Here is a 25,202-nt window from a genome sequence, read left to right as displayed (position 1 = left end):
CCGCTCATCGCTTGAGGCAAGTGCGGCCTGGCCGCGGGGCGAACCTTCTCACCGCTCACCGCTCAACACCATGACGTCCCAACTGCACAAAAAAGGCGAAGCCTGGTCGGCTCGCTTCTCCGAACCCATGTCGGAGCTGGTCAAGCGCTACACGTCGTCGGTCTTCTTCGACAAGCGTCTCGCGCTCGTCGATATCGAGGGCTCGCTCGCGCACGCGTCGATGCTGGCCGCGCAGAAGATCATCTCCGCCGCCGACCTCGCCGAGATCCAGCGCGGCATGGCGCAGATCAAGGGCGAAATCGAGCGTGGCGAATTCGAGTGGCTGCTCGATCTCGAAGACGTGCACCTGAACATCGAAGCGCGCCTGACCGCGCTGATCGGCGATGCGGGCAAGCGCCTGCATACGGGCCGCTCGCGCAACGACCAGGTCGCGACCGATATCCGCCTGTGGCTGCGCGGCGAAATCGACCGCATCGGCGGCTTGCTCGGCGATCTGCGCACCGCGCTGCTCGACCTCGCGGACCAGCACGCCGACACGATCATGCCCGGCTTCACGCACCTCCAGGTCGCGCAGCCGGTGACATTCGGCCATCACCTGCTCGCCTATGTCGAGATGTTCACGCGTGACAGCGAGCGCATGATCGACTGCCGCAAGCGCGTGAACCGCCTGCCGCTCGGCGCCGCGGCGCTCGCGGGCACGAGCTACCCGATCGACCGCTTCGCGGTGGCGAAGACACTCGGCTTCGACGGCATCTGCGCGAACTCGCTCGACGCCGTCTCCGACCGCGACTTCGCGATCGAATTCACGGCCGCCGCAGCCCTCGTGATGACGCACGTCTCGCGCTTCTCGGAAGAACTCGTGCTGTGGATGAGCCCGCGCGTGGGTTTCATCGATCTGGCCGACCGTTTCTGCACCGGCTCGTCGATCATGCCGCAGAAGAAGAACCCGGACGTCCCCGAACTCGCGCGCGGCAAGACCGGCCGCGTGAACGGCCATCTGATGGGCCTGCTCACGCTGATGAAGGGCCAGCCGCTCGCGTACAACAAGGACAACCAGGAAGACAAGGAGCCGCTGTTCGACACCGTCGATACGGTCGCGGACACGCTGCGCATCTTCGCGGAAATGGTCGCGGGCATCAGCGTGAAGGCGCAAGCCATGCGCGCGGCAGCACTGCAAGGCTTCTCGACGGCCACCGATCTCGCCGACTACCTCGTGAAGAAGGGCCTGCCGTTCCGCGACGCGCACGAAGCCGTCGCGCACGCGGTGCGCATCTGCGTGGACCGCAACTGCGACCTCGCGGACCTGACGCTCGACGAGATGCGCCGCGAGCTGCCGGCGGTTTCGCATCTGCTCGGTGAGGACGTGTTCGAAGTGCTGACGCTCGACGGCTCGGTCGCAGCACGCAACCATCCGGGCGGCACCGCGCCGGAGCAGGTTCGCGCCGCCATTGCGGCGGCGCGCGCGGCGCTCGTCAAGTAAGGCGTCGCTTGTAGCGCTCGTTAAGCATGCGGCGCGGCGATAGACGCCGCATCGCATGCGATGAGCGCCACCATAAGGGCAGCGCCGCACAAGCTGCCCTCCCGGCCGGCCAAGCCGGTTTGAGTCCCGTCCGACCTTCATACCCCGATGATCGTCCGCCCTCACCTCCACTGGTTCCGGATGCTGCTTGCGTGGCGCGGCTCCGTGCTACCGCAGTTGCTGCCCCGGCTGTTCCTCGTGCTGGGCGTGTCGATCATCGCCGTGGCGGCGCACGATCACATCATCAAGTTCACCGTCAATCTGAGCACCGTGCCGTTCTCGCTGATCGGCATCGCGCTTGCGGTGTTCCTCGGCTTTCGCAACAGCGCCAGCTACGACCGCTACTGGGAGGGCCGCAAGCTCTGGGGCCAGTTGCTCAACGAGTCGCGCTCGCTCACGCGCCAGGCGCTGACGCTTACCAACGGCAGCGACGACAGCCACAAGCGTGCGCGCGAACTCGTCAATCTGCTCTGCGCGCTGCCGCACGCATTGCGCCACCAGTTGCGCCAGACGGACCCGCGCGACGATCTCGCGAATCACCTGCCGCCCGCGCTGCTCGATCGCGTGATGGCGTCACGCTTTCGCCCGGCGACGCTGCTCGTCTGTGCCTCGGAGTGGATGCGCAACGAGACGCGCCAGGGCCGTCTTGACGGCTGGGCCGTGCTCGCATTTGAGCGCAATCTGAATGGACTATCGGATGTGATCGGCGGCTGCGAGCGCATCGCCTCGACGCCGCTGCCGTTCGCGTACACGGTGATGATCCACCGGACCGTGTACTTCTTCTGCGCCACGCTGCCGTTTGGTCTCGTGGAAAGCATCGGACCGTTGACGCCGATTTTCGCGGTGTTCGTCGCCTATGCGTTCATGGCGCACGAAGCGATCGCCTCGCAGATCGAGGACCCGTTCGGCACCGAGGACAACGACCTGGCGCTCACGGCGATGTCGACGCAGATCGAGGCCGCGTTGCACGACCTCCTCGGCGACTCCACGACGCTGCCCGTGCGCTCAGCCGAGGATTTCATCATCGACTGAGCGGGGCCGGCACGGGGGTTCTAGCGATTCCCCACCGTCTCCGAAAGCCGCTTGAGCGTCGCGAGCCGCGCACCGAGCAGATCGAGCCGCGCGTGCTCGTCGATGAGCGGCGTGGTGGCGTCGCGATACGCACGCCATGCGGACTGCGCGCGCAGGACCGCGGGCCGTCCGTGTTTGGGCATGCGCGAGTAGAGCTTGCGGTAGTAGCGATCGAGGTCGTAACTCGCGTGCTCGCAGCGCGCGTCCGCCGAACAGGGACGCGCACGCGGCGCGTCACCCCCTGCAGCAATCGCGGCCTGTGCGCGCAGCGCGAGCGCACGATCGCGCACCGGCTGCAGACGCATATCCGCTTCGTAGAGTTGATAGGCCGATCCGCTCGTGGTCGCGAACGCGGCGCCGAGCATCGTGTCATCGGCCTCGCGCCACGCTTCCCAGCGCTGCTGGCTCACCTGCCAGCGCGTTTGCTGCGCAGCCGGCAGCTTCGCAAGCAGTTGCGTGAGCGCGGTGTTGGTCGCGCTGTGCCAGGCTCCGCGCGCGTCGTTCATGCACTGCACCTGACCCGCCGTCGACGAACGGTCCGCGCGCGCAAAACACGCGCGCATGCCCGTATCGATCGGATCGGCCGCCGCCACTTCCGCGTGTGCCGGACTCGCGCCCAGCAGCCACGCCGTCATCAGCCATGCCGCGCCCGAACGCCAGGACGGCCAGGCGCGCATCGTTTTGCCACTCATCATGTCAATCAGTTGCGCACGCAATCGACGAAATACTCGATGCGTCCGTTGACCATCTCGCCCACGAGGCCGTGAATGTCCGTGTGGAAACCCGGGAAGCGCTCGTTGAACTCGCGCGCGAACTTCAGGTAGTTCACGATCGTCTTGTTGAAGCGCTCGCCCGGAATCAGCAGCGGAATACCCGGCGGATACGGCGTGAGCAGAATCGACGTGACACGGCCTTCGAGTTCGTCGATGGCCACGCGTTCCACTTCGCGGTGCGCGAGCTTCGCGAATGCATCGGATGGCTTCATCGCAGGCTCCATGTCCGAGAGGTACATCTCGGTCGTGAGGCGCGCGATGTCGTTTGCGCGATAGACGCTGTGGATCTGCTGGCACAGATCGCGCAGGCCGACGCGCTCGTACATCGGATGCTGCGCGACGAATTCGGGCAGCACGCGCCAGAGCGGCTGGTTATTGTCGTAGTCGTCCTTGAACTGCTGGAGTTCGGTAACCATCGAGTTCCAGCGACCCTTCGTGATGCCGATCGTGAACATGATGAAGAACGAATACAGGCCGGTCTTCTCCACGATGATGCCGTGCTCGGCCAGGTACTTCGTCACGATCGCAGCGGGGATGCCGGTGTCGCCGAAGTCGCCATCGACATCGAGGCCCGGCGTGACAATCGTCGCCTTGATCGGGTCGAGCATGTTGAAGCCTTCGGCGAGCGCGCCGAAGCCATGCCAGTGATCGTTCGGACGCAGCATCCAGTCTTCGCGCGAACCGATGCCCTCTTCAGCCAGCTCCTCGGGGCCCCATACCTGGAAGAACCATTCGTCGCCGTATTCGGCATCGACCTTGCGCATGGCGCGGCGGAAGTCGAGCGCCTCCGCGATCGACTCTTCCACAAGCGCGGGACCGCCCGGCGCTTCCATCATCGCGGCGGCCACGTCGCACGACGCGATGATCGCGTACTGCGGGCTCGTCGACGTGTGCATCAGATACGCTTCGTTGAAGCGATGGCGGTCGAACGCGCTGTTTTCCGAGTCCTGCACCACGATCTGCGACGCCTGCGAAATGCCGGCGAGCAGCTTGTGCGTCGAGTGCGTCGCAAACACGAGCGCCTTGGTACGCGGACGGCCCGCGCCGATCGCGTGCATGTCCTGGTAGAACTCGTGGAATTCGGCGTGCGGCAGCCACGCTTCGTCGAAGTGCAGCGTGTCGAGCATGTCGCCGAGCAGGTCCTTGATCATCTCGACGTTGTAGACGACTCCGTCATACGTGCTCTGCGTGATCGTCAGGATGCGCGGCTTGAGATTCGGGTTCTTCGCGAGTGCCTCGCGCGCGAACGGATTCGCCTCGATCTTGCGGCGGATGTTCTCCGGCTTGAACTCGTCGCGCGGAATCGGGCCGATGATGCCGAAGTTATTGCGCGTCGGCGTGAGGAACACGGGGATCGCGCCCGTCATCGTGATCGCGTGCAGGATCGACTTGTGGCAGTTGCGGTCCACGAGCACGATGTCGCCCGGCGCCACCGTCGCATGCCAGACGATCTTGTTCGACGTGGACGTGCCGTTGGTCACGAAGAACACATGGTCCGCGCTGAAGATGCGTGCCGCGTTGCGCTCGGAGGCCGCGACCGGACCGGTGTGGTCGAGCAGCTGGCCGAGTTCGTCGACGGCATTGCAGACGTCGGCGCGCAGCATGTTCTCGCCGAAGAACTGGTGGAACATCTGGCCGAGCGGATTCTTCAGGAACGCGACGCCGCCCGAGTGGCCCGGGCAGTGCCACGAGTACGAGCCTTCGTCGGCGTACTTGACGAGCTCCTTGAAGAACGGCGGCGCGAGCGCGTCGAGATAAACCTTCGCCTCGCGGATGATGTGGCGCGCGACGAACTCCGGCGTGTCCTCGAACATATGGATGAAGCCGTGCAGTTCGCGCAGGATGTCGTTCGGCAAATGGCGCGACGTGCGCGTCTCGCCGTACAGGAAGATCGGGATGTCCGAGTTGCGGCGGCGCACGGCTTCCATGAACGCGCGCAGCGCGATGATCGCGGGCGCGTGCTCGGGTGCCTCCTCATCGGCGCCGTCGACGTAGGGCAGCAGTTCGTCGTCGTCGATCGAGAGGATGAAGCACGACGCGCGGCTCGACTGCTGCGCGAACGACGTGAGGTCGCCATAGCTCGTCAGCCCGAGGACTTCCGCGCCCTCTTTCTCGATCGCTTCGGCGAGTGCACGGATGCCGGAACCCGAGATGTTCTCGGAGCGGAAATCTTCGTCGATGATGACGACGGGAAAACGAAACTTCATGGGCGATTCTCCAAAAGAAACGACCGCTGCATAAGTTGCGCAGCGGTCCCCGTATGTCGTTTGGGCGGTGCGTTCCTGCTTGCGCCGCGCAGATTCTGGATCAGGTCTTCGGCAGCGTGACGCCGTGCTGCCCCTGGTACTTGCCGCCGCGATCCGCGTAAGACACCTCGCAGACCTCGTCGCTCTCGAAGAAGAGCACCTGCGCGACGCCCTCGTTCGCGTAGATTTTGGCAGGCAATGGTGTCGTATTCGAGAATTCGAGCGTCACATAGCCTTCCCATTCCGGCTCGAACGGCGTGACGTTCACGATGATCCCGCAACGCGCGTACGTGGACTTGCCGAGACACACGGTCAACACCTTGCGCGGGATGCGGAAATACTCGACCGTGCGCGCGAGCGCGAACGAGTTCGGCGGAATGATGCAAACGTCGCCCTTGAAGTCGACGAACGATTTTTCGTCGAAGTTCTTCGGGTCGACGATCGTCGAATTGATGTTCGTGAAGATCTTGAATTCGTCGGCGCAGCGGATGTCGTAGCCGTAGCTCGACGTGCCGTAGCTCACAATCTTGCGCCCATCCTCCGCCACACGGACCTGGTCGCGCACGAACGGCTCGATCATTTTGTGTTCTTCGGCCATGCGCCGGATCCACTTGTCGGACTTGATTGCCATGTTGGTCGCTACGTGTCAGTTAAATGACTTGGATGACGAAAAGGGGCGAAAAGCGCAATGCGGTCCGAAACCGCCAATCGGCAGAACTGCGGGCAGAACTGCGCGACGGAACTGCGCCCGCGTACGAAAGGCGCTTATTTTACGCGATGTAGATCGAGACGCCCGAAAAGTGCATATGAAAGGCATCGCGGCAGTGCAAGCGGCCAACCGGCCGGAGCGGTCCCGCGCTCACTCGACGCGGATCACGCCGCATGCGAGCGCCAGGCCGGTGCCGCGCTGCGGGTCGGCGTACGGGTCGATCGGGTCATGGTGGACCAGCACCGCGCGCTGGATCACCGAGCGGATTCCATCGAGCGAAACGTCGGGTGCGACCAAAAACCCCGTGGCAACGCCGTTCGAATCGGCGCGAATGTTGCCGAGATCGCCCTCCACGCGTGTTCCGGGCCGCATGCGCGCGGCGGCGGGCGCGAAGACGGGTCCCGCGCTCGACGCGTCGACGGCATTGCAGTCTCCGCGTTCGTGGATCTGCAAGGCGTGATCGCTGTTGGGCGGCAGACCCGCGAGGTTATAGCTGACCTGCACACCGTCCGAACGCTCGACGAACGAAAGGGTGCCGCGCACCTGGTTACCCATCGTGGGCAGCAACTGCGCGGCGGCGCGCTTGTCCTGCTGCCCCATGAAGCTGGTGCAGCCGCCAAGCAGCACGCCGCCAGCCACTGCCAGCACGACGAATGCATACCCCGCTAGCCTCTCGTTTCCTTTTACCATGCAATCCTCTTGCCGGCCGGCAGCCGCTCTTGCGGCCATCGCACCGGACGCGATGAAGTCCACATGATACCGCGCGCCTGTGCACCTGCGCGTGTGCGGGAGCGCACAGCGTCGGCCGCGCTGCACCCCGCGCGCCAAGGCGCAGCGCCGATACGGGCCGCCGGCGCGAACCCAGGCTTTTCAGGTGTTCTGCACGACGATGCTTGGAAACTTCGACGTCATGTCACGTGCACGCTCGGCGATCTGGATCGCGACGCGACGCGCGATCGCGCGATACGTCTGGGCAATCCGGCCCTCGGGATCGGCGACGACGCTCGGGTGGCCCGAGTCCGCCTGCTCGCGAATCGTGATGTCGAGCGGCAGACTGCCGAGCACCTCGACGCCGTATTCCTGCGCCATGCGCTCGCCGCCGCCCGCGCCGAAGATGTGCTCGGCGTGGCCGCAGTTCGAGCAGACATGCACGGCCATGTTCTCGACGATGCCGAGAATCGGAATGCCGACCTTCTCGAACATCTTGAGACCCTTCTTCGCGTCGAGGAGCGCGATGTCCTGCGGCGTCGTGACGATCACGGCGCCCGTCACCGGCACGCGCTGCGAGAGCGTGAGCTGGATGTCGCCGGTGCCCGGCGGCATATCGACGATGAGATAGTCGAGCTCGCGCCAGTTCGTCTGGCGCAGCAGTTGTTCGAGCGCCGATGTCGCCATCGGGCCGCGCCAGACCATCGGGTTGTCCTGCTCGATCAGGAAGCCGATCGAGTTCGCCTGCATGCCGTGGCCTTCGAGCGGGTTCATCGACTGGCCGTCCGGCGACTCGGGGCGACCGTGAATGCCAAGCATCATCGGAAGCGATGGGCCGTAGATATCGGCGTCGAGGATGCCCACCGAGGCGCCTTCGGCCGCCAGTGCGAGCGCGAGGTTCACGGCGGTCGTGCTCTTGCCGACGCCGCCCTTGCCCGAGGCGACTGCAACGATGTTCTTCACGTTCGGCAGCAGCTTGACGCCGCGCTGAACGGTGTGCGCGGCGATGTCAGTCGTCACCGCGACGCGGCTCAACTTGACGCCGGGCACCGCGGCGAGCGCGGCCTCGACCTGCGACCGGATCGCGTCGACCTGACTCTTCGCCGGATAGCCAAGCACGATCTCGACGCCGACGCCGTCACCCTCGACGACAACATTGCGGACGCCCTTGCCCGTCGCGTAGGGCTTGCCCGTGTTCGGATCCGTCAGGGCCGCAAGCGCGGCGTCGACCAAAGCCCGATCTATGCTCATTGATGCTCCGTGGGTACACCGGTCGCCGGGCGCGGATCGAATGATCGCGCTGGCGCCGCGAAATGATAGAAATTGTTAGGCTGCATTGCGAATTTCACGGCTGAAGTGCACGCTTGCGGGCGTCGAACCTTGAAGCGGCGATCCCGTCGGTGAACCTCGTCACACAAGCCTTCAAGCCGCCATTGTAGTAGCTGTCGGCAGGCAGCCGCCCGAAGACCCTGTACCCAGTCGGGGCCTGCAGGCGGGCGGTCAGTGCCGGCAGTCGTCGTGTTCCATTCAAGTGAGGAAGCAAAATGAACGCAAGAATCTTGACCCGCCTCTCCGTCTTTGCTGTCGCCGGTGCGCTCGTCGCGGGCTGCGCGACCCAGCAGGGCACCAACACGGCCATCGGCACCGGCGTCGGCGCCGGCACGGGTGCTGCGATCGGCGCGATCTTCGGCGGCGGCAAGGGCGCGGCGATCGGCGCAGGTGCCGGCGCGCTCGTCGGCGGTGTGACCGGCTACAACTGGCAGGCGATCCACAACCGTCTGTCGGGCGCGACGCAGGGCACGGGCACCAAGATCACCGAGCAGCCGGACGGCTCGCTCAAGCTCGACATCCCGAGCAGCGTGACCTTCGCCACCAACAGCTACGCGATCATGCCGTCATTCGCACCGGTGCTCGATCAGGTCGCCCAGACGCTGCAGCAGAATCCGGAAGTGGTCGCGCAGGTCGTGGGGCACACGGACAGTACGGGCCAGCCCGCGTTTAACCAGACGCTATCGGTCAACCGCGCGCAGAGCGTCGTGAACTACCTGTCGACGCGCGGCATCCCGATGCAGCGCCTCGCCGCGGAAGGCCGTGGCGACACGCAACCGGTCGCCGACAACAACACCGAAGCAGGCCGCGCGGCGAACCGTCGCGTGGAAATCTATCTGCGCGCAACGGCGCAACATCAGGGCTGATGGCTGCGTGATGGCAGTTTGACGGCGGGTGGACCCGGAAAATGTAAATTTTTTCGAACTCCCCGCCCGATCCGCTGTCTCTCATTACGGTACGTGGCTGGCGATGCCGCCGCGTCACCATTCTCCTCTTGTCGTTGTTGCTCCGGGGCCATACTGCCCCGGTTTTTTTTGCCCGCTATTTGTGCGATGCAGCATCGGACGGGTTCCTGGACAGCGTCCGTCCCCTGGTTTCGCCCGCTGTTGCGCAGAACCCGTGTCACGCGCACCAGGCGCACCAGGATTTCGCACAGGACCAGAGCGCGTCTCCCGCGGCACTTCCGGCCGCGAACGCGCGCCCCCTCCGCCCTGCTAAAATTGTCGTTTCGACCTCCCGCATCACCGGACTCTCCCAACATGTCAGCACCCGCCACCGACCTCAGTGCCGCCGGCACACACCAGGCTCAGCAGGCCCGCCGCCAGATTCTCGTTACGTCCGCCCTGCCCTACGCCAACGGGCAAATCCATATCGGCCATCTGGTCGAGTACATCCAGACGGACATCTGGGTTCGCGCGCTGCGAATGCATGGTCACGAGGTCTACTACGTCGGTGCCGACGACACGCACGGCACGCCCGTCATGCTGCGCGCCGAGAAGGAAGGCCTCACGCCGCAGCAGCTGATCGCGCGCGTCTGGCAGGAGCACAAGCGCGATTTCGACAGCTTCGGCGTGTCGTTCGACAACTACTACTCGACGGATTCCGAAGAGAACCGTGTGCTCTCCGAATCGGTGTATCTGGCGCTCAAGGAAGCGGGTCTCATCGACACGCGCGACGTCGAGCAGGCCTACGATCCGGTCAAGAACATGTTCCTGCCGGACCGCTTCATCAAGGGCGAGTGCCCGAAATGCGGCGCGAAGGACCAGTACGGCGACAACTGCGAAGTGTGCGGCTCGACCTACGCGCCGACCGACCTCGTCAATCCGTACTCGGTGGTCTCCGGCGCGACGCCGATCCGCAAGACCTCGACGCACCATTTCTTCCGCCTCTCGGACCCGCGCTGCGAGCAGTTCCTGCGCGGCTGGGTGAGCGGCCTCGCGCAACCGGAAGCCACGAACAAGATGCGCGAGTGGCTCGGCGACGCGGGTGAATCGAAGCTCGCCGACTGGGACATCTCGCGCGACGCGCCGTATTTCGGCTTCGAAATTCCGGGCGCACCCGGCAAGTACTTCTACGTGTGGCTCGATGCGCCCGTCGGGTACTACGCGAGCTTCAAGAACCTGTGCGAGAAGCGCGGCATCGACTTCGACGCCTGGGTCAAGCCGGGCACGAAGACGGAGCAGTATCACTTCATCGGCAAGGACATCCTGTACTTCCACACGCTGTTCTGGCCGGCGATGCTCGAATTCTCGGGCCATCGCACGCCGACCAACGTGTTCGCGCACGGCTTCCTCACGGTGGACGGCGCGAAGATGTCGAAGTCGCGCGGCACCTTCATCACGGCGGAAAGCTACATCACCACCGGCCTGAATCCCGAGTGGCTGCGCTACTACTTCGCCGCCAAGCTCAACGGCACGATGGAAGACCTCGACCTGAACCTCGAGGACTTCCAGGCGCGCGTGAACAGCGACCTCGTCGGCAAGTACATCAACATCGCCAGCCGCGCGGCGGGTTTCCTGATCAAGCGCTTCGACGGCCGCGTGCAGGACGGCGCGATGGATCATCCGCTGCTCGCGCAACTGCGCGACGCGATCCCGCAGATTGCCGCGCACTACGAGTCGCGCGACTACGGCCGCGCGCTGCGCCAGACGATGGAACTCGCCGATGTGGTCAACGGCTACGTCGATACGGCCAAGCCGTGGGAACTGGCGAAGGATCCGGTCAACGCGGTGGCGCTGCATGAAGCCTGCAGCGTGAGCCTTGAAGCGTTCCGCCTGCTGTCGCTCGCGCTCAAGCCGGTGTTGCCGACGCTGGCCGCCGGCGTCGAGAGCTTCCTCTCGATCGCGCCGCTCACCTGGGTCGACGCCGCGAAACCGCTGTCGTCGGCGACGCCGATCAACGCGTACAAGCACCTCATGACGCGCGTCGATCCCAAGCAGATCGAAGCCCTGCTCGCAGCGAACCGCGATTCGCTGCAGGCAGCCGACGCGAGCGCGGCCGCGCCCGCCGATGCGAAGCAGAAGTCGAAGGCATCGAAGGACGCGCCTGCGAAGGCCAACGCCGAACCGGCAACGCCCGAGGTCATCTCGATCGACGACTTCGCGAAGATCGACCTGCGCGTGGCGCTGATCGTCGATTGCAACGTCGTCGAGGGGTCGGACAAGCTGCTGCAACTGACGCTCGACGTCGGCGAAGAACGCACGCGCAACGTGTTCTCGGGTATCCGCTCGGCTTACAAGCCGGAGGACCTCAAGGGCAAGTTCACGGTGGTGGTCGCGAATCTCGCGCCGCGCAAGATGAAGTTCGGCGTTTCGGAAGGGATGGTGCTGTCCGCGTCGTCGACCAACGAAAAGGCCGAACCGGGCCTCTACATCATCGAACCGCAAAGCGGCGCGAAGCCGGGGATGAAGGTGCGCTGAAGCGCGGCGTCTCGCCTCGCAGTAACGAAAGCACGCCTGAGGGCGTGCTTTTTTTTGGTTCATCTCGGGCAAATCCGCAACCGGTTTCGGTCACAACGTATCGTTCGTCCACGCGCGGCCTGGCCCGGTTTTGACCGATGCCGTCATCGATTGATATATTTTTCGACTTTATTCGCCTGGAAAAATATATTGGACGTCTTACTGGCGCTCCAGCACTATTTGCCCTTTCCGGACATTCGCCCTGCGCGGTACTGCGAGCCCTCGCTGGCCGCTGGCCCGGACCCCAATCCCACTTACGACGACTGCAAGACCTGAGGACAGAGATGCCTGACTATCGATCAAAGACTTCGACTCATGGCCGGAACATGGCTGGCGCTCGCGCCTTGTGGCGCGCCACCGGCATGAAAGACGGCGACTTCGGCAAGCCCATCATCGCCGTGGTGAACTCGTTCACGCAGTTCGTGCCGGGCCACGTGCATCTGCGCGATCTCGGCGCGCTGGTCGCGAAGGAAATTGAGGCGGCCGGCGGCGTCGCCAAGGAATTCAACACGATCGCCGTGGACGACGGCATTGCCATGGGCCACGGCGGCATGCTCTACTCGCTGCCCTCGCGTGAGCTGATCGCCGACTCGGTCGAATACATGGTCAACGCGCATTGCGCCGATGCCATGGTTTGCATCTCCAATTGCGACAAGATCACCCCGGGCATGCTGATGGCCGCCATGCGCCTGAACATCCCCGTCGTGTTCGTTTCCGGCGGGCCGATGGAAGCGGGCAAGGTCAAGTCGCCGACCGATGGTCAGGTGATCGCCAAGATCGACCTGATCGACGCGATGATCAAGGCCGCCGACCCGGCGATCAGCGACGCCGACGTGGCCGAAATCGAACGCAGCGCGTGTCCGACGTGCGGTTCCTGCTCGGGCATGTTCACGGCGAACTCGATGAACTGCCTGACCGAGGCGATCGGCCTCGCATTGCCCGGCAACGGCACGATCGTCGCGACGCACGCATGGCGCAAAGGCCTGTTCGAACAGGCAGGCCGCCTGGTCGTGGACCTGTGCCGCCGCTACTATCAGGAAGAAGATGCGTCGGTCCTGCCGCGCAGCATCGCCACCAAGGCCGCATTCGAGAACGCCATGGCGCTCGACGTGGCCATGGGCGGTTCGACCAATACCGTCCTGCACCTGCTGGCAGCCGCACAGGAAGCGGGGGTCGATTTCACGATGTCCGATATCGATCGCATCTCGCGCAAAGTGCCCTGCCTGTGCAAGGCCGCGCCGATGACCGACAAGTACCACATCGAAGACGTGCATCGCGCGGGCGGCATCCTCGGCATTCTGGGCGAACTGGCCCGCGCTGAATTGCTCGACCTGTCGTGCGGCAACGTGCATAGCGGCTCGCTCGGCAACGCGATCGCCAAGTGGGACATCGCCGGCGGCGCGGGCGAAGAAGCACAGAAGTTTTTCCGCGCGGCGCCCGGCGGCATTCCGACCACGGTGGCGTTCAGCCAGGAGGCGACCTATGCGTCGCTCGATACCGACCGCAAGAACGGCTGTATCCGCAGCAAGCAGGACGCGTATTCGAAAGACGGCGGCCTCGCCGTGCTCTACGGCAACCTCGCCGAGAAGGGCTGCATCGTCAAGACTGCCGGTGTCGACGAATCGCAGTGGATCTTCTCCGGACGCGCGCGCGTGTTCGAAAGCCAGGACGAGGCTGTCGATGCCATTCTCGGCGACAAGGTCGTCGCGGGTGACGTGGTCGTGATCCGTTACGAAGGCCCCAAGGGCGGCCCCGGTATGCAGGAAATGCTCTACCCCACGTCGTATCTGAAATCGAAGGGGCTGGGCAAGACCTGCGCGCTGTTCACCGATGGCCGGTTCTCCGGCGGGTCGTCGGGCCTCGTGATCGGGCATGCGTCGCCCGAAGCGGCCGAAGGCGGCACGATCGGTCTCGTGGAAGACGGCGATGTCATCGAGATCGACATCCCGAAGCGCAAGATGCACCTCGTGGTGTCGGACGACGTGCTGGCTCGCCGTCGCGCAGCCATGGAAGCGCGCGGCGACAAGGCCTGGATGCCGGTGGATCGCAATCGCGTGGTGTCCCAGGCGCTGCAGGCCTATGCTGCGCTCGCGACGTCGGCCGATCGTGGCGCCGTGCGGGATCTCTCGCAACTCAAGCGCAAGTAAGGCGAAACGGGGCGTTTCCTGCAGAGCGGCAGTTGTTCGGCGGCAGACGTCGAATAGCTGCTACGCCTTCGGGAAACGACCATCGCACGAGCAAATGCCGTTTCAGGTCCGTACGTGCTATCCGTCCCCCGCCAATCTGCAACGAACCAGTGGGTTCATCGCCGATTGGCGGGGGATTTTCTTTGGTCCTTATATGAACGCGCTCCGTCTTGCCAGGTAAACACGCCGGAGTCACGCTCGACAAAGGGTTGGTTGCAGATTCATAGCCGACTTCAACGGGATATGCTGCAGCCAGCGTGGCTATACCGCTTATTCGCGACTTTATCCCCCCGCTGCAACCGCAATTCCCCAACAAATCAGCAGCACCCCCTGTGCAAAAGCAAGCCATCGCACTTGCGGAAGCAATTTTTCGAGCATTACGTAGATCGACAGCGCGGCAATCCAAAGCAGATTCATCACGCCGAATACGAAGAGAAGTGTCATGAGTAGTCCGCAGCAGCCTACGCAATACGCCCCATGACGAAATCCCATGATCCAGGCGCCACGTGTGCCGTCGCGCCACTCCGTTAGAAGAAAGCCGAGCGGCGACACGCACCTCGCAAGGCACGCGTGCTTTACAGGTGTCAACTGGAAGACGCCAGCAATGACCAGAAGAGCACCCGCAAGGAAGGGTGTCGCGCTCACCATCATCGGCGTGACGAGTCGTGCCTTGAGCAAGCCCCACTGCGCGAGCGTCGCGAACAGGCTGAAGCCGGACCAGACGGTGAGGTAGCCGAGAACGAACACGCCAGTCTGCACACGTGGCAGATGTTGCTCCCGCCGTCGGTTGTTGATGGATGCAAAACCCAGAACCGTTGGCACCATGGACGGAAGCATCATGGCGGCCATCATGATGGCCCACATCGCCGATACCAGAAGCAGATCGACGGTATGCCAATGCGTCATGCGCGGCATGATGGCCATGGTCGCACCGACGTCCATGTGCTCCATGCCCCAACTCATGTACACGAGGTAGGCCCACGCGAGCGTTGCGGCAGCCGTGAGCCCGGACAGCGCGACCACGTGGTCGCGCACCGGCAGCCGTCGCGTCGCGTGTCTGCCCAGTAAGCCAGACTCAGCCATGGTAGGCGAACGGAGAATAAAATCCGTTTCGGTCGGAGATCTCTCTAGTAAAGCCATAGTCTGTGAACCGAAATTCCTTCGATTTACTGACCACTGCCGCAAACCCTGGGACAGGCGTAAACGGGTGATTGCTGATCGTTACCTCGCCACCATCCTGTCCCGGCAACGCCTCGATTTCCATGTTCGCCACATCGGGGATGTGCAGGCTGCGACTCTTCCCGTTCTGCTGATAATTGATGACGGCCGGCCTGACGCCCATGACCTCGCCAATCAGCGGCCCGAGCGCCGACAGCGGCCCGCCAGCCTGGCCGGAAAATATCTTGCCCAACGCCTCGTGCTGCTCAGACGTGCCGCGTTCGTCCAGGTAGAGGGCGACTCTCCACTTGTTTTGCAACATGTGGCCCGGCGAATACGCAAAGAGCGCGATGTTGAGTCCGTCCAGCGTGACGGCGGCGAACTTTCCCTGATCGATGTGCCAGCCGATCAGCACCGCGCAGTCTCCATCCGAAGGCGGCCCCAGGCAAACGCAATTGCACGGGGCGTAGCAATTGCAACTCTCGAAATAAGTACCGGCAACTTTCCAGCTCTCGGCCATTGTGCTCACCTCTGTCGTCGTCGTGGACAAGATGTGCTCGCGTTCGGGCACGGAACATTCGCGCGCGCCAATATCGACTCCGGGACGCCGGATCAGGCTTGCGAATACCTTAAAGTCTAGGTCGAAACGGTCCAGGGTGAACGCGCTTCACGCCTCCAGGGCGTGGTCGCTACCCCAGAATCGATGAAGTCCGCAAACATGCTTGCCCATGTTCACAACGGTGAAAAGTCAGCAACAACTTTCGGGCTTTGGTGATGGTTGTGCGACGCTTTGTATTTGCCAGGCACATCCGCTGTGTCGCTTGTTTGCGTTCATGCTGCAAGACCGTCGACAAACTGCTTGATGCTGGCGAGAGCAACTCGCTGGTCGCCCGCGAAAGCCCAATCATCAGCGCCGAGCGTGAGCTGAAGGCGGCACATGAGACGCCGCAGCCGCGCACGTACAGCATCTTCGCCGCTATCGGGCCACAACATCGTTGCTACGACGTTGCGAGCGAGTGGGCCCTTCTCAAGGTCGTCAACCTGATGGTCCCGCCGCCATCGCTGCTGCACCCTGCGATTGCGTGGCGGGTCTGGCGCGGCCAGGGAAGTTCAGCGCTATCGGCCTCCTCGCCTGCAATCGAACGCGCCTCCTGAGGCGCGAATCGAACTGCCGTAACGCGGGAGATCCCCCGCGTTACGTCGTCCCGTTCAGGCGGCCAGCCGCGGAAGTTCGCGGTACACGGCAAAGGCCTGGCTTATACGGTCACCGCCGACGACGAAACCGCACAGCTTGCCGGCCGCATCGAAGGAACGCGCGAGCATGCCGCTCTCGTTCCATTCGGACTGCCAGGAGAGTCCATCGCCGCGCGTGCGTCCGGCCATTTGCATGACGTAGGCCGGTGTCTTGACGCGCACCATCATGTGCGGGAGCACGAGCGGTGTCGGCTTGCCGAGCAGGGTCGCCGCCAGTACGGTGGCCCCGAGCAAGGCGGGCTGCAGGAAAGGCAGGAGCGTGCCCTGGAATTCCATGCCGTCGCCGAGCGCGTAGATATCGGGGACGCTGGTGCGAAGGTGATCATCCACGATGATGCCGCGCCCGACGTCGATCCCCGCGTCGCGGGCCAGCGAGACTTCAGGTGCAAGACCTATCGCGGCGAGGACCAGGTCGTGTTGGCTGCTCGAACCGTCGCTCATGTTGACCTGGAGGCCATTGCCAGCTTTTTCGATCGAGTGCAGGCCACGGCCCAGTTGCAGCCGTACCCCGGCAGCCTGCAGCGCTTTGACCAGTGGCTGAGTCAATGCAGCAGGCAGTAGCGCGGAGAGCGGGCTCTGCGCGATATCGACGAGCGTAACCTCACGACCGGTACCGGCGATATCCATGGCCAGCTCCGTTCCAATGAGGCCTGCCCCGAGCACCAGCACGCTGCGCGCCGTCGCAAGCTGCGGCTCCAGCCTCGCGAATTCTTCCAGACTGTTGAGCGTGTGCATCAGATGCGCCCCCCCGACTCCAGGCCGCACCGCGCGTGCGCCGGTGGCCAGCACCAACTGCTCGTAGGCGCACTCTCCTTGCGAAGTAACGAGTACCTGGCGCACCGGGTCGATGGACTCAACCCGGCAGCGCGCCTGCAGCGTGATGCCCAGTTCCGCGGCGAACGCTTCGCCCGAACGCAGCGGCATACCTGCGGCCGTGGTGGCGCGGCTGGCCACATGGCTCAGGTCGGGCTTGTTGTATTCGTCGCCGTTGTCGGCGGTGATCATGCGGATCGGCACATCGGTGTCGCGTTTGCGAAGGCTGCGCACCAGTTGCTGGGCAGCGAAACCGCTGCCGACGATTGTGACAGTGCGGTTCATGCTGCAGCCTTCCCCAATACCGGTTCGAACACAGCCTTGCCGATGCCGCACTTCGGGCACAGGAAGGTCTCGGGCACAGCGTCCCAGGGCGTGCCAGGCGCCACGAGCTGATCCGGCTCGCCGAGCGCCGGGTCGTAGACCCACTGGCACACCGTGCACAGCATGGACTCGCCGGCGCACGTGGCGGCCGCGGCTTTGCTTGCGGCGGGGGCTTTGCTCACGGCGGGGGCTTTGCTCACGGCGGGGGCTTTGCTCACGGCGGGGACATTGCTCACGGCCGGGTCATTCGCCGCGCCGAGTGTTGCGAGGCTACGGGCCGGCTCGAGGCGATGCAGCGCCCACTGGCGGGCGATCTGGCGGCCATGCTCACGACACAGTTCGACCGTCCGCGCATCGGGGCGCCACTTGGCCTTCAGCGACAGTGCAATATCGAAGCCGGCGTCCATGAGACGGGTCTGGATGCGATCGACCGCGCCTCCGGCCCACCCGAAGCTGCCAAAGGCTGAACCCTTTTTGTTGCGGAACCGCAGCCCGGTGATTTCCTCGAGCATGCCGGCCACCTTGGGCATCATGACGTTGTTCATCGTCGAAGAACCCACGAGGATGCCTTTCGAGCGGAACACATTCGAGAGGATTTCGTTCTTGTCGTGGCGGGCGACGTTGAAAATCTTCACGGTGACAAGCGGGTCGGCCTCGTGGATGCCCTGGGCAATCGCATCGGCCATCATGCGCGTGTTGTTCGACATCGAGTCGTAGAACAGCGTGATGCGGTCTTCCTGGTAGTTGTTCGCCCACTCCAGATATTTGAGGATGATCTGGGTCGGGTTGTCGCGCCAGACCACGCCGTGCGAGGTGGCCACCATGTCGACGGGCAAGCCGAACCCGAGCACTTCATTGATCTTCGCCGTCACCAGCGGGCTGAACGGCGTGAGGATGTTCGCGTAGTACCGCAGGCACTGGTCCATCAGTTCGCCCTGATCGACCTCGTCGTTGAACAGATGTTCGTCGCAGTAGTGCTGGCCGAAGGCGTCGTTGCTGAACAGCACGGCATCGCCGGTGAGGTAGGTCATCATGCTGTCGGGCCAGTGCTGCATCGGCGTCTCGATGAAGACGAGTTGCTTGCCATTGCCGATGTCCAGCTTGTCGCCCGTACACACGGGCTGGAAATTCCATTCGGGATGGTGATGGTGTCCGACGATCGAGTCGAGCGCATTGTTGGTGCAGTAGACCGGCGTGCCGGGAATCAGGGCCAGGAGTTCTCCCAGCGCGCCGGCGTGGTCTTCCTCGGCGTGGTTGATGACCACGGCGTCGATCGTGCTGAGGTCGACTTCGGCAGCCAGGTCACGGATGAATTCGCGGCTGAAGCGATGATCCACGGTATCGATGAGGACGGTCTTCTCCTCGCGGATCAGGTAGCTGTTGTAGCTGGTGCCCCGCAACGTACGGTATTCGGTCCCGTGAAAATCGCGCACTTCCCAATCGCGCTGACCGACCCAGTGAACGTTGTTTTTGACCAGAATTGACATGGTGTTTCCTTTGGTGTGTGAGCAGTTGCGGGAACAACTAACGCAAACTGCGTGCCAGCCTGAAAACCGCTGATTCACCGACGTCGTCGGCACACGCATTGTCAAAAGGACTACAATCACAGATTGTGCTTTTGACAATCGAATTGTCCGTTCGACAATCATGCTTAGTGCCGACACCTTCACCCGCATCGCCCTCGATCTGCAGCGGGGCAATTCCCATAGCGAGCGCTTCGAGCAGTTGATCCAGAGCGTGCGGCAGCTATTCCACTCGGACGCCTCGGCGCTGCTGCGTTACGACCGCGGCACATTCGTGCCGCTTGCTATCGACGGCTTGTCACCCGACGTCATGGGCCGGCGCTTTCGCGTCAGCGAGCATCCGCGTCTGGAAGCCATTGCGCGCGCAGGCGATGTCGTGCGCTTTCCGCCGGACAGCGATCTGCCCGACCCCTATGACAACCTGATTGCCAGCCTGGGATATCTGCCCGTCCACGCCTGCATGGGAATCCCGCTGCTGAGCGAAGGGGTGCTCATCGGCGCGCTGACCATCGACGGTCTGAACCCTTCGCAATTCGACGACTTCGATGATGAGGATCTTGGTCTAATCGGCGCGCTGGCCTCGGCGGCACTCGCGAACGCGCTGCTGCTGGAGCAGATGGCGAGCGACCCGCACGGGGCCGGAACGCCCCCCGTGCGCCGACTTGCCGCAACCGCCGGCGAGGGCGAGATGATCGGGGAATCCGAGGCCATGCAGCGGCTGCGCTGCGAGATCGACGTCGTGGCGGTCACGGATCTCAACGTGCTGATCCTCGGCGAGACCGGAACCGGAAAGGAGCTGATTGCACGGGCGGTCCACATCGGCTCGACGCGCCGTGCAAGCCCGCTCGTCTACCTGAACTGCGCAGCGCTGCCGGAGAACGTGGCCGAGAGCGAGCTGTTCGGCCACGTGAAAGGCGCCTTCACCGGGGCCATCCACAACCGCACGGGCAAGTTCGAGCTGGCCCACCAGGGCACGCTGTTTCTCGACGAGATCGGCGAACTCCCGCTGTCATTGCAGGCCAAGTTGCTGCGGGTGCTGCAATATGGCGACCTGCAGCGTATCGGCGACGACACCCAGCGCAAGGTCGACGTCCGCGTCATCGCCGCCACCAACAAGGACCTCAAGGCCGAAATTGTGGCGGGCCAGTTCCGCGCCGATCTGTACCATCGACTGAGCGTGTTTCCGCTGCACGCACCGGCGCTGCGCGAGCATCTCGAAGACATTCCCCTGCTGACGGGATTTTTCCTCGAGCGCTGGCGCGGCACGATGGGCCTCAATACCCTTTCGATCGACCCGGAAACGCTGAATGCCCTGGCCGGGCGTGAGTGGCACGGCAACGTGCGCGAGCTGGAGCACGTCCTGCGACGCGCGGCTGTGCTCGCGCGCGCCGAGCAGGGAGGAAATGCGGCGGTCATCCATGAGCGGCACATCTGTCCGGGCGATGGCCAGCCCATCGCCCGGCTCGCTCCACAGTCGGCGACGCCCGATATCGCGCAAGAGATCGGCCTCAACGACGCCACCAACGCCTTCCAGCGCAAGATGATCCGCAAGGCAGTCGACGACTGTGGCGGCAACTGGGCCGCGGCGGCGCGCCAGCTATCGGTCGATCCGGCGAACCTGCATCGACTGGCGTCGCGACTGGGTTTGAAGTGATGGCTCGGTACGTGCACGAGAAACGTGCACGTGCTGGACGATCCGGCGTTGCAGGCACGGACGTTTCCGACTGTCGAGACCCCGCCAGGTGATGCGCGCGGCAACGCCGCGTTTAGCGCGTTATTCGCGCGGAGTTCGGCCACTATGAGTCGCTCGCTGAAACGTTGCGACTGCCTGATTGCCCCCCGCCATGAGAAGAGCGCAGTGGACGTAGAAGCGTCGCCCGCGAACCATAGCGCGACAGCCCAAGACTTCTCGGTTCAATAGCAAGGCAATCGACAACTCTCTTCTACGTCTGCCTATACTGGACTTCGCGAGTCATCGCGCGAACCAGCACCGAAGAAGAGGGACGCCATGTCGACAACAAGCAAAAATCTGCTGATCCGAGTCGCATTGATCTGCATTTTCAGCTGCCTCGCGAACGCCGGACGCGCGCAGGTGACGCGAATGGAGGTAATCCCGATTCCGTCCGTGACGCTCACTGACCAGGAATTTCTGAGCGGCCGCGAGGATGGCAAACCTGTCACGGTGGCAGGCGAACTTCGGCTTCCCCGAAACAACGGTACTGATCGGCTTCCGCTCGTCATCCTGCTGCATGCGTCCGGCGGAATCGGCAGCAGCGTCACAGACTGGGAGGAGTACTTTCTTTCGCTTGGTGTCGCTACTTTTGTGATCGACAGCTTTTCGGGCCGAGGTATCGCCAACACCATCAACGATCAATCGCAACTCGGCCGCCTGGCGCAGACCGAGGATGCCTATCGAGCGCTCGCGACTCTTTCGAAGCACCCGAGAATCGACCCGAACAGGATCATGCTCATGGGATTTTCGCGTGGAGCGCAGAACGCGCTTTATGCGAGCCTGAACCGGTTCCAGAAGATGCACGCGCAACCCGGCACCCAGTTCGCGGCGTTCATCGCGTTTTATCCGGACTGTACTTTCACATTTCTCGAAGACGAGGACGTCGTTGCCAGACCTGTTCGCATTTTCCAGGGGACTGCAGACAATTACAATCCAGTCGCTTCGTGCCGTGATTATGTGGAACGTCTGAAAACGAAAGTCGATGACGTCCAGTTGACCGAATACGACGGCGCCAGCCATTTCTTTGACGCGCGAGCGCTCAAGCAACCGCAACAGCTATCGCAAGCGCAGACGACACGAAACTGCCGGATCGTTGAGGCCGAAACCGGGCTTCTCGTCGACGCCAAGACGAGGCAACCGTTTAGTTACAGCGACTCATGTATTGAGCGTGGGACAACCATCGCGTACGACGAGAACGCGGCGATCAAGGCCAAAGCAGCAGTCGGCGAGATCGTTAAGACCGTGCTGAAGCCTTAGCTTCACAGTGAACACGTTGAACGCCGGGAGCCACGAGAAGTAGCACGACATCACAAGACGCAGCAGTTAGTTAGCGAATCAGCGCGGAGAGGCGGGGGCGCCAATCGATTTTCTCGCTCCAATATGTTCGGATCAGCACATTCGGCAATAGCGGAGGGTGTAGCGTAATTCTTCGCGTCCACATCGAGATGCGAAAAACGCAGAACGGGTCGCACTGGCAGCCACAATGTTTGCAGGCACAAAATGCACGTCAGCGATTGCCACAACTTTCATGACTTCCGCGAACTGGCCCGGCTCAAGTTGCCGGGACCCATCTTCAACTACATCGATGGCGCCGCTGACGATGAAGTGACCTATCGCCGGAACACCGCGAGCTTTGAGGAATGCGACCTCGTACCCAATGTGTTGCGGGGCGTCGGCGACGTGGATCTCTCGGTGACCGTGTTCGGCCAGCGGCTGGCGATGCCTGTCTATTGCTCCCCGACCGCGCTTCAGCGCCTCTTCCACCACGAGGGCGAACGCGCAGTCGCCGCGGCGGCGTCGAAGTTCGGAACGTTGTTTGGCGTTTCTTCGCTCGGCACAGTCAGCATGGAAGAGTTGCGTAAATCGTTTTCAACACCGCAGACGTACCAGTTCTACTTCCACAAAGACCGCGGTTTAAACCGTGCACTGCTGCAGCGTGCCAAGGAGTCTGGCATCGATGTGATGATGCTGACGGTCGACAGTATCACTGGTGGAAATCGTGAGCGGGACTTGCGTACAGGCTTCACAATTCCATTCAAGCTCACGTTGGGCGGTATGGTCCAATTCGCGCTGAAGCCCCGTTGGCTTCTGAACTATGCCGCACATGAACGCTTTTCCTTACCCCAACTGGAAAACCACGTCGACTTTGGCGAGGGTGCGATTTCTATTAGCCGCTACTTCACGGAAATGTTGGACCCGTCAATGAATTGGGACGACGTTGCCGCGATGGTCCGCGATTGGAATGGGCAGTTTTGTCTCAAGGGCGTGATGTCCGTGGAGGATGCGAAGCGTGCGGCTGCAATTGGATGCACTGGCATCGTGCTTTCCAATCATGGCGGTCGGCAGCTGGATGGTTCGAGAGCCGCGTTCGACCAGCTTGCAGAAGTTGTAGACGCCGTGGGCGATCAGCTGGACGTCGTGATGGATGGAGGGGTTCACCGCGGAACACATGTGCTGAAGGCGCTGGCGCTAGGAGCTAAAGCCGTCGGCGTCGGACGTTACTATTTGTTCCCGTTGGCCGTGGGCGGGCAGGCTGGCGTTGAGCGGGCACTGGCCTTGATGAAAACGGAGTTGGAGCGCGGGATGAAATTGATGGGATGTAGCTCGGTTAGCGAGCTTTCCCGCGGCAATCTCCGCTTTCGATAGTTGCCCGACCGATATCGGCGCGGTGACACCAGGCCCCAGGTTACGCGCTGGGCTACCGCTTTGCAGACGAAGCAACTTCCACTATGGGTCGACTTGCGCCTGACGCAGGGCGATCGTTCTGGCGCCGCGCCCTCCATTTGGCGCCGGACCCGGCTCGAACAGCGGCCGTCAATGAAGACGCCAATACGGATGGCCGCCTTCCGGAATGCAGTGCAGTAAGCGCCGCCGCCCTTCAATTCATCGTGACATGGATAGCCTTCTCTAGAGGGACCGGCGAAATCGCGCTCTGGCCGCGATAGGGTTCGTCCAGGATCACGATCAAGGCCACGACCATCCCGATGGCCGCCATGTGCAACGCAATCACGCTAAGGGTCGCACGGTTGATTGGGAAACGCCCATTCATCACCATGGCGCCCAGCAGAAATACCCAGATAACCCACCAGAACACACGCGGCACAGTTCGCGTGGCATTCTCCAGCCTCTTTTGGCGGCTATCCTCGATTTCGCGTAGCAACGTCTGCAAATCTTCGGCATACGCCGGGGCGTACGCGCCGGCGCGCTGCGACACGTTGACCAGATGATCAAGTGCCTCGCTCGCGCGTGGCGACAGATCCGGCTCAGCTGCGGCGAGTGCGGGCCAATCGTCCTCGGCCACTTTCATCACGTAGAGCCGGAGCGCCTCGCGCGCAGTATCGCCATCCGCTCCGCCGATAGACCGCAACTGGCGGTCGAGTCGCGCCACGAACGAGGCCTCACGTAACACATCGTCTGCAGCACGGCCTTCGTTGGCGCGTACATCGGTCAACACGTGCGCAAGGACGAACACGATGAACGCAAGCAGACTGCCATGCACGACGTCCGCGATGGTACTGCGGGGATTGCCCAGGCCGAGTTTCTCCAGCACACGCGCAGAGCCCCAGGCGATGCCAGCGGCGATGACGGCAGTCGAAATCCCACCCGCGGCGAGGATCGCGAAATCGGAAAGGTGCGCGACGGTATTGATTATCCAGATCATCTTTTCCCTGAACTGGAGCAGGTGCCGCTTTAGTGTAAAGCAAGCGTACGCAGCGGGTGATCAATGGTTTCCGTGGCGCTGCTTCAATTGTGTGTGACGGGCGCTACCAGTCAGGGCACCGTCCTGGCGTCAACTACGGCAGGTGCATGACAGGCGCCGTGCGGCCAGGGAGGGTCAGTCGACCAAGTGGCTCGAATCGGTGACAATCCCGGAGACAACTTAATAAACCGTCGACCGCAAATGATCAGAGATACCAGAGATACCGCCGCCGAACCTGGCTGGATGCCTGTGGCGATTGCCGAACGGGGCGTCAGGCGCTTTCCGGTTGGAGAAACCAATCCACGGATAGTCGAATATAACAACCAAACCAACCTCGTTGGCTATGACGACAAAATCTCCTGGTGCTCCTCATTTATTAACTGGTGCCTCGCAGGTGCCGGCGTTCGTGGGACGCGGTCAGCCTTGGCTCGGTCCTGGCTCGATTGGGGCGTCGCCCTCGAGAGCCCGGTCTACGGTTGCGTCACCGTGTTGACGCGCGACGATCCGACGAGCTGGAAAGGTCATGTGGGCTTTTACCTTCGTCACGACGATGAATATATTTATCTACTTGGCGGAAACCAACTGGATGAGGTTCGCGAGCTCGCTTACCCGATCGCCTCGGTCCTGGGCTATAGGTGGCCGGAGCCGTTCTGATGGCTCTGTGCTCGTTGACGAAGGACCGCTTTATTGCGAGGCGTA

At 63.0% G+C, this 25,202-nt stretch carries 20 protein-coding genes; 10 read left to right on the top strand and 10 right to left on the bottom strand.

Annotated elements, in window-relative coordinates:
• Positions 1–70 precede the first annotated feature (70 nt).
• Complete coding sequence (gene argH / locus L0U80_RS03810; RefSeq protein ID WP_233862620.1) at positions 71–1,480, top strand: argininosuccinate lyase; 1,410 nt, start codon at positions 71–73, stop codon at positions 1,478–1,480.
• Positions 1,481–1,627: 147 nt separating this feature from the next.
• Entirely contained in the window at positions 1,628–2,551 is a 924-nt protein-coding gene (locus L0U80_RS03805; RefSeq protein WP_233862619.1) for a bestrophin family protein, read from the top strand.
• 20 nt (positions 2,552–2,571) lie between these two features.
• Here the strand turns inward: L0U80_RS03805 and L0U80_RS03800 are convergent, their stop codons facing one another.
• The 5 genes from L0U80_RS03800 to apbC all read right to left on the bottom strand — a co-directional run bounded on the left by L0U80_RS03800 (position 2,572) and on the right by apbC (position 8,277).
• Positions 2,572–3,285: a lysozyme inhibitor LprI family protein gene (locus L0U80_RS03800; RefSeq protein ID WP_373322098.1), complete on the bottom strand. Its 714-nt coding sequence runs from the start codon at positions 3,283–3,285 to the stop codon at positions 2,572–2,574.
• Between the two features lie 5 nt (positions 3,286–3,290).
• On the bottom strand, positions 3,291–5,570 hold the full coding sequence (locus L0U80_RS03795; RefSeq protein WP_233862617.1) for an arginine/lysine/ornithine decarboxylase: 2,280 nt from the start codon (positions 5,568–5,570) through the stop codon (positions 3,291–3,293).
• Positions 5,571–5,670: 100 nt separating this feature from the next.
• Entirely contained in the window at positions 5,671–6,240 is a 570-nt protein-coding gene (dcd, locus tag L0U80_RS03790) for a dCTP deaminase (protein ID WP_233862616.1), read from the bottom strand.
• 228 nt (positions 6,241–6,468) lie between these two features.
• On the bottom strand, positions 6,469–7,008 hold the full coding sequence (locus L0U80_RS03785) for a superoxide dismutase family protein (protein ID WP_233862614.1): 540 nt from the start codon (positions 7,006–7,008) through the stop codon (positions 6,469–6,471).
• Between the two features lie 180 nt (positions 7,009–7,188).
• Positions 7,189–8,277, bottom strand: a complete 1,089-nt coding sequence (gene apbC, locus L0U80_RS03780) for an iron-sulfur cluster carrier protein ApbC (RefSeq protein WP_233862613.1) — start codon at positions 8,275–8,277, stop codon at positions 7,189–7,191.
• Between the two features lie 293 nt (positions 8,278–8,570).
• Between apbC and L0U80_RS03775 the strand changes: the two genes are divergently transcribed.
• From L0U80_RS03775 to ilvD, 3 genes are all read left to right on the top strand, one after another.
• Positions 8,571–9,221, top strand: coding sequence for a YiaD family glycine zipper/OmpA-like lipoprotein (locus L0U80_RS03775; protein ID WP_233862611.1), 651 nt, complete (start codon positions 8,571–8,573; stop codon positions 9,219–9,221).
• A 393-nt stretch (positions 9,222–9,614) separates the two neighbouring features.
• Positions 9,615–11,774 (top strand): methionine--tRNA ligase, encoded by a 2,160-nt coding sequence (metG, locus tag L0U80_RS03770; RefSeq protein ID WP_233862610.1) that lies wholly within the window; start codon positions 9,615–9,617, stop codon positions 11,772–11,774.
• Between the two features lie 323 nt (positions 11,775–12,097).
• Positions 12,098–13,960 carry a dihydroxy-acid dehydratase gene (gene ilvD / locus L0U80_RS03765; RefSeq protein WP_233862608.1) on the top strand — a complete coding sequence of 621 codons (1,863 nt, stop codon included), beginning with the start codon at positions 12,098–12,100 and terminating at the stop codon, positions 13,958–13,960.
• A gap of 321 nt (positions 13,961–14,281) precedes the next feature.
• Here ilvD and L0U80_RS03760 read toward each other — a convergent pair whose 3' ends face one another.
• Both L0U80_RS03760 and L0U80_RS03755 read right to left on the bottom strand, forming a co-directional pair.
• A complete protein-coding gene (locus L0U80_RS03760; RefSeq protein WP_233862606.1) occupies positions 14,282–14,950 on the bottom strand; it encodes a DUF2182 domain-containing protein in 669 nt (222 codons plus the stop codon).
• A 124-nt stretch (positions 14,951–15,074) separates the two neighbouring features.
• Complete coding sequence (locus tag L0U80_RS03755) at positions 15,075–15,677, bottom strand: DUF1326 domain-containing protein (protein WP_233862604.1); 603 nt, start codon at positions 15,675–15,677, stop codon at positions 15,075–15,077.
• A 305-nt stretch (positions 15,678–15,982) separates the two neighbouring features.
• Between L0U80_RS03755 and L0U80_RS03750 the strand changes: the two genes are divergently transcribed.
• Complete coding sequence (locus L0U80_RS03750; RefSeq protein WP_233862602.1) at positions 15,983–16,312, top strand: hypothetical protein; 330 nt, start codon at positions 15,983–15,985, stop codon at positions 16,310–16,312.
• A 54-nt stretch (positions 16,313–16,366) separates the two neighbouring features.
• Here the strand turns inward: L0U80_RS03750 and norW are convergent, their stop codons facing one another.
• Positions 16,367–17,509, bottom strand: a complete 1,143-nt coding sequence (gene norW / locus L0U80_RS03745) for an NADH:flavorubredoxin reductase NorW (protein WP_233862600.1) — start codon at positions 17,507–17,509, stop codon at positions 16,367–16,369.
• A complete protein-coding gene (gene norV, locus L0U80_RS03740) occupies positions 17,506–19,035 on the bottom strand; it encodes an anaerobic nitric oxide reductase flavorubredoxin (RefSeq protein WP_233862598.1) in 1,530 nt (509 codons plus the stop codon). The genes norW and norV overlap by 4 nt, the downstream gene beginning before the upstream one ends.
• Positions 19,036–19,195: 160 nt before the next feature.
• On the opposite strand from norV, the gene norR reads away from it, so the two are divergent.
• The 3 genes from norR (at position 19,196) to L0U80_RS03725 (ending at position 23,449) form a co-directional block, all read left to right on the top strand.
• Positions 19,196–20,725, top strand: a complete 1,530-nt coding sequence (gene norR, locus L0U80_RS03735) for a nitric oxide reductase transcriptional regulator NorR (protein WP_233862597.1) — start codon at positions 19,196–19,198, stop codon at positions 20,723–20,725.
• A gap of 354 nt (positions 20,726–21,079) precedes the next feature.
• Positions 21,080–22,060: a dienelactone hydrolase family protein gene (locus tag L0U80_RS03730; protein ID WP_233862595.1), complete on the top strand. Its 981-nt coding sequence runs from the start codon at positions 21,080–21,082 to the stop codon at positions 22,058–22,060.
• 243 nt (positions 22,061–22,303) lie between these two features.
• Positions 22,304–23,449 carry an alpha-hydroxy acid oxidase gene (locus L0U80_RS03725; RefSeq protein ID WP_233862593.1) on the top strand — a complete coding sequence of 382 codons (1,146 nt, stop codon included), beginning with the start codon at positions 22,304–22,306 and terminating at the stop codon, positions 23,447–23,449.
• Positions 23,450–23,681: 232 nt separating this feature from the next.
• Here the strand turns inward: L0U80_RS03725 and L0U80_RS03720 are convergent, their stop codons facing one another.
• Entirely contained in the window at positions 23,682–24,464 is a 783-nt protein-coding gene (locus L0U80_RS03720; RefSeq protein WP_444544277.1) for a bestrophin-like domain, read from the bottom strand.
• A 282-nt stretch (positions 24,465–24,746) separates the two neighbouring features.
• Here L0U80_RS03720 and L0U80_RS03715 point away from each other — a divergent pair, with 282 nt between their 5' ends.
• A complete protein-coding gene (locus L0U80_RS03715) occupies positions 24,747–25,157 on the top strand; it encodes a TIGR02594 family protein (protein WP_233865637.1) in 411 nt (136 codons plus the stop codon).
• Positions 25,158–25,202 lie beyond the last annotated feature (45 nt).

The organism is Paraburkholderia adhaesiva (assembly GCF_021390575.1).
In the GTDB taxonomy this organism is placed as follows: domain Bacteria; phylum Pseudomonadota; class Gammaproteobacteria; order Burkholderiales; family Burkholderiaceae; genus Paraburkholderia; species Paraburkholderia adhaesiva.
Note: the sequence above shows the minus strand (reverse complement) of the source record. Positions and strands in the feature narration are given on the sequence as shown.

Excerpts from the sequence above, each read along its gene's own strand:
- L0U80_RS03760 (WP_233862606.1), bottom strand. The coding sequence starts at position 14,950 with ATGGAGCACATGGACGTCGGTGCGACCATGGCCATCATGCCGCGCATG.
- L0U80_RS03775 (WP_233862611.1), top strand. The coding sequence starts at position 8,571 with ATGAACGCAAGAATCTTGACCCGCCTCTCCGTCTTTGCTGTCGCCGGT.
- L0U80_RS03785 (WP_233862614.1), bottom strand. The coding sequence starts at position 7,008 with ATGGTAAAAGGAAACGAGAGGCTAGCGGGGTATGCATTCGTCGTGCTG.
- L0U80_RS03755 (WP_233862604.1), bottom strand. The coding sequence starts at position 15,677 with ATGGCCGAGAGCTGGAAAGTTGCCGGTACTTATTTCGAGAGTTGCAAT.
- L0U80_RS03800 (WP_373322098.1), bottom strand. The coding sequence starts at position 3,285 with ATGATGAGTGGCAAAACGATGCGCGCCTGGCCGTCCTGGCGTTCGGGC.
- L0U80_RS03720 (WP_444544277.1), bottom strand. The coding sequence starts at position 24,464 with ATGATCTGGATAATCAATACCGTCGCGCACCTTTCCGATTTCGCGATC.
- norV (WP_233862598.1), bottom strand. The coding sequence starts at position 19,035 with ATGTCAATTCTGGTCAAAAACAACGTTCACTGGGTCGGTCAGCGCGAT.
- norR (WP_233862597.1), top strand. The coding sequence starts at position 19,196 with ATGCTTAGTGCCGACACCTTCACCCGCATCGCCCTCGATCTGCAGCGG.
- argH (WP_233862620.1), top strand. The coding sequence starts at position 71 with ATGACGTCCCAACTGCACAAAAAAGGCGAAGCCTGGTCGGCTCGCTTC.
- L0U80_RS03805 (WP_233862619.1), top strand. The coding sequence starts at position 1,628 with ATGATCGTCCGCCCTCACCTCCACTGGTTCCGGATGCTGCTTGCGTGG.
- L0U80_RS03715 (WP_233865637.1), top strand. The coding sequence starts at position 24,747 with ATGCCTGTGGCGATTGCCGAACGGGGCGTCAGGCGCTTTCCGGTTGGA.
- norW (WP_233862600.1), bottom strand. The coding sequence starts at position 17,509 with ATGAACCGCACTGTCACAATCGTCGGCAGCGGTTTCGCTGCCCAGCAA.
- L0U80_RS03725 (WP_233862593.1), top strand. The coding sequence starts at position 22,304 with ATGCACGTCAGCGATTGCCACAACTTTCATGACTTCCGCGAACTGGCC.
- L0U80_RS03795 (WP_233862617.1), bottom strand. The coding sequence starts at position 5,570 with ATGAAGTTTCGTTTTCCCGTCGTCATCATCGACGAAGATTTCCGCTCC.
- ilvD (WP_233862608.1), top strand. The coding sequence starts at position 12,098 with ATGCCTGACTATCGATCAAAGACTTCGACTCATGGCCGGAACATGGCT.
- metG (WP_233862610.1), top strand. The coding sequence starts at position 9,615 with ATGTCAGCACCCGCCACCGACCTCAGTGCCGCCGGCACACACCAGGCT.
- apbC (WP_233862613.1), bottom strand. The coding sequence starts at position 8,277 with ATGAGCATAGATCGGGCTTTGGTCGACGCCGCGCTTGCGGCCCTGACG.
- dcd (WP_233862616.1), bottom strand. The coding sequence starts at position 6,240 with ATGGCAATCAAGTCCGACAAGTGGATCCGGCGCATGGCCGAAGAACAC.
- L0U80_RS03730 (WP_233862595.1), top strand. The coding sequence starts at position 21,080 with ATGTCGACAACAAGCAAAAATCTGCTGATCCGAGTCGCATTGATCTGC.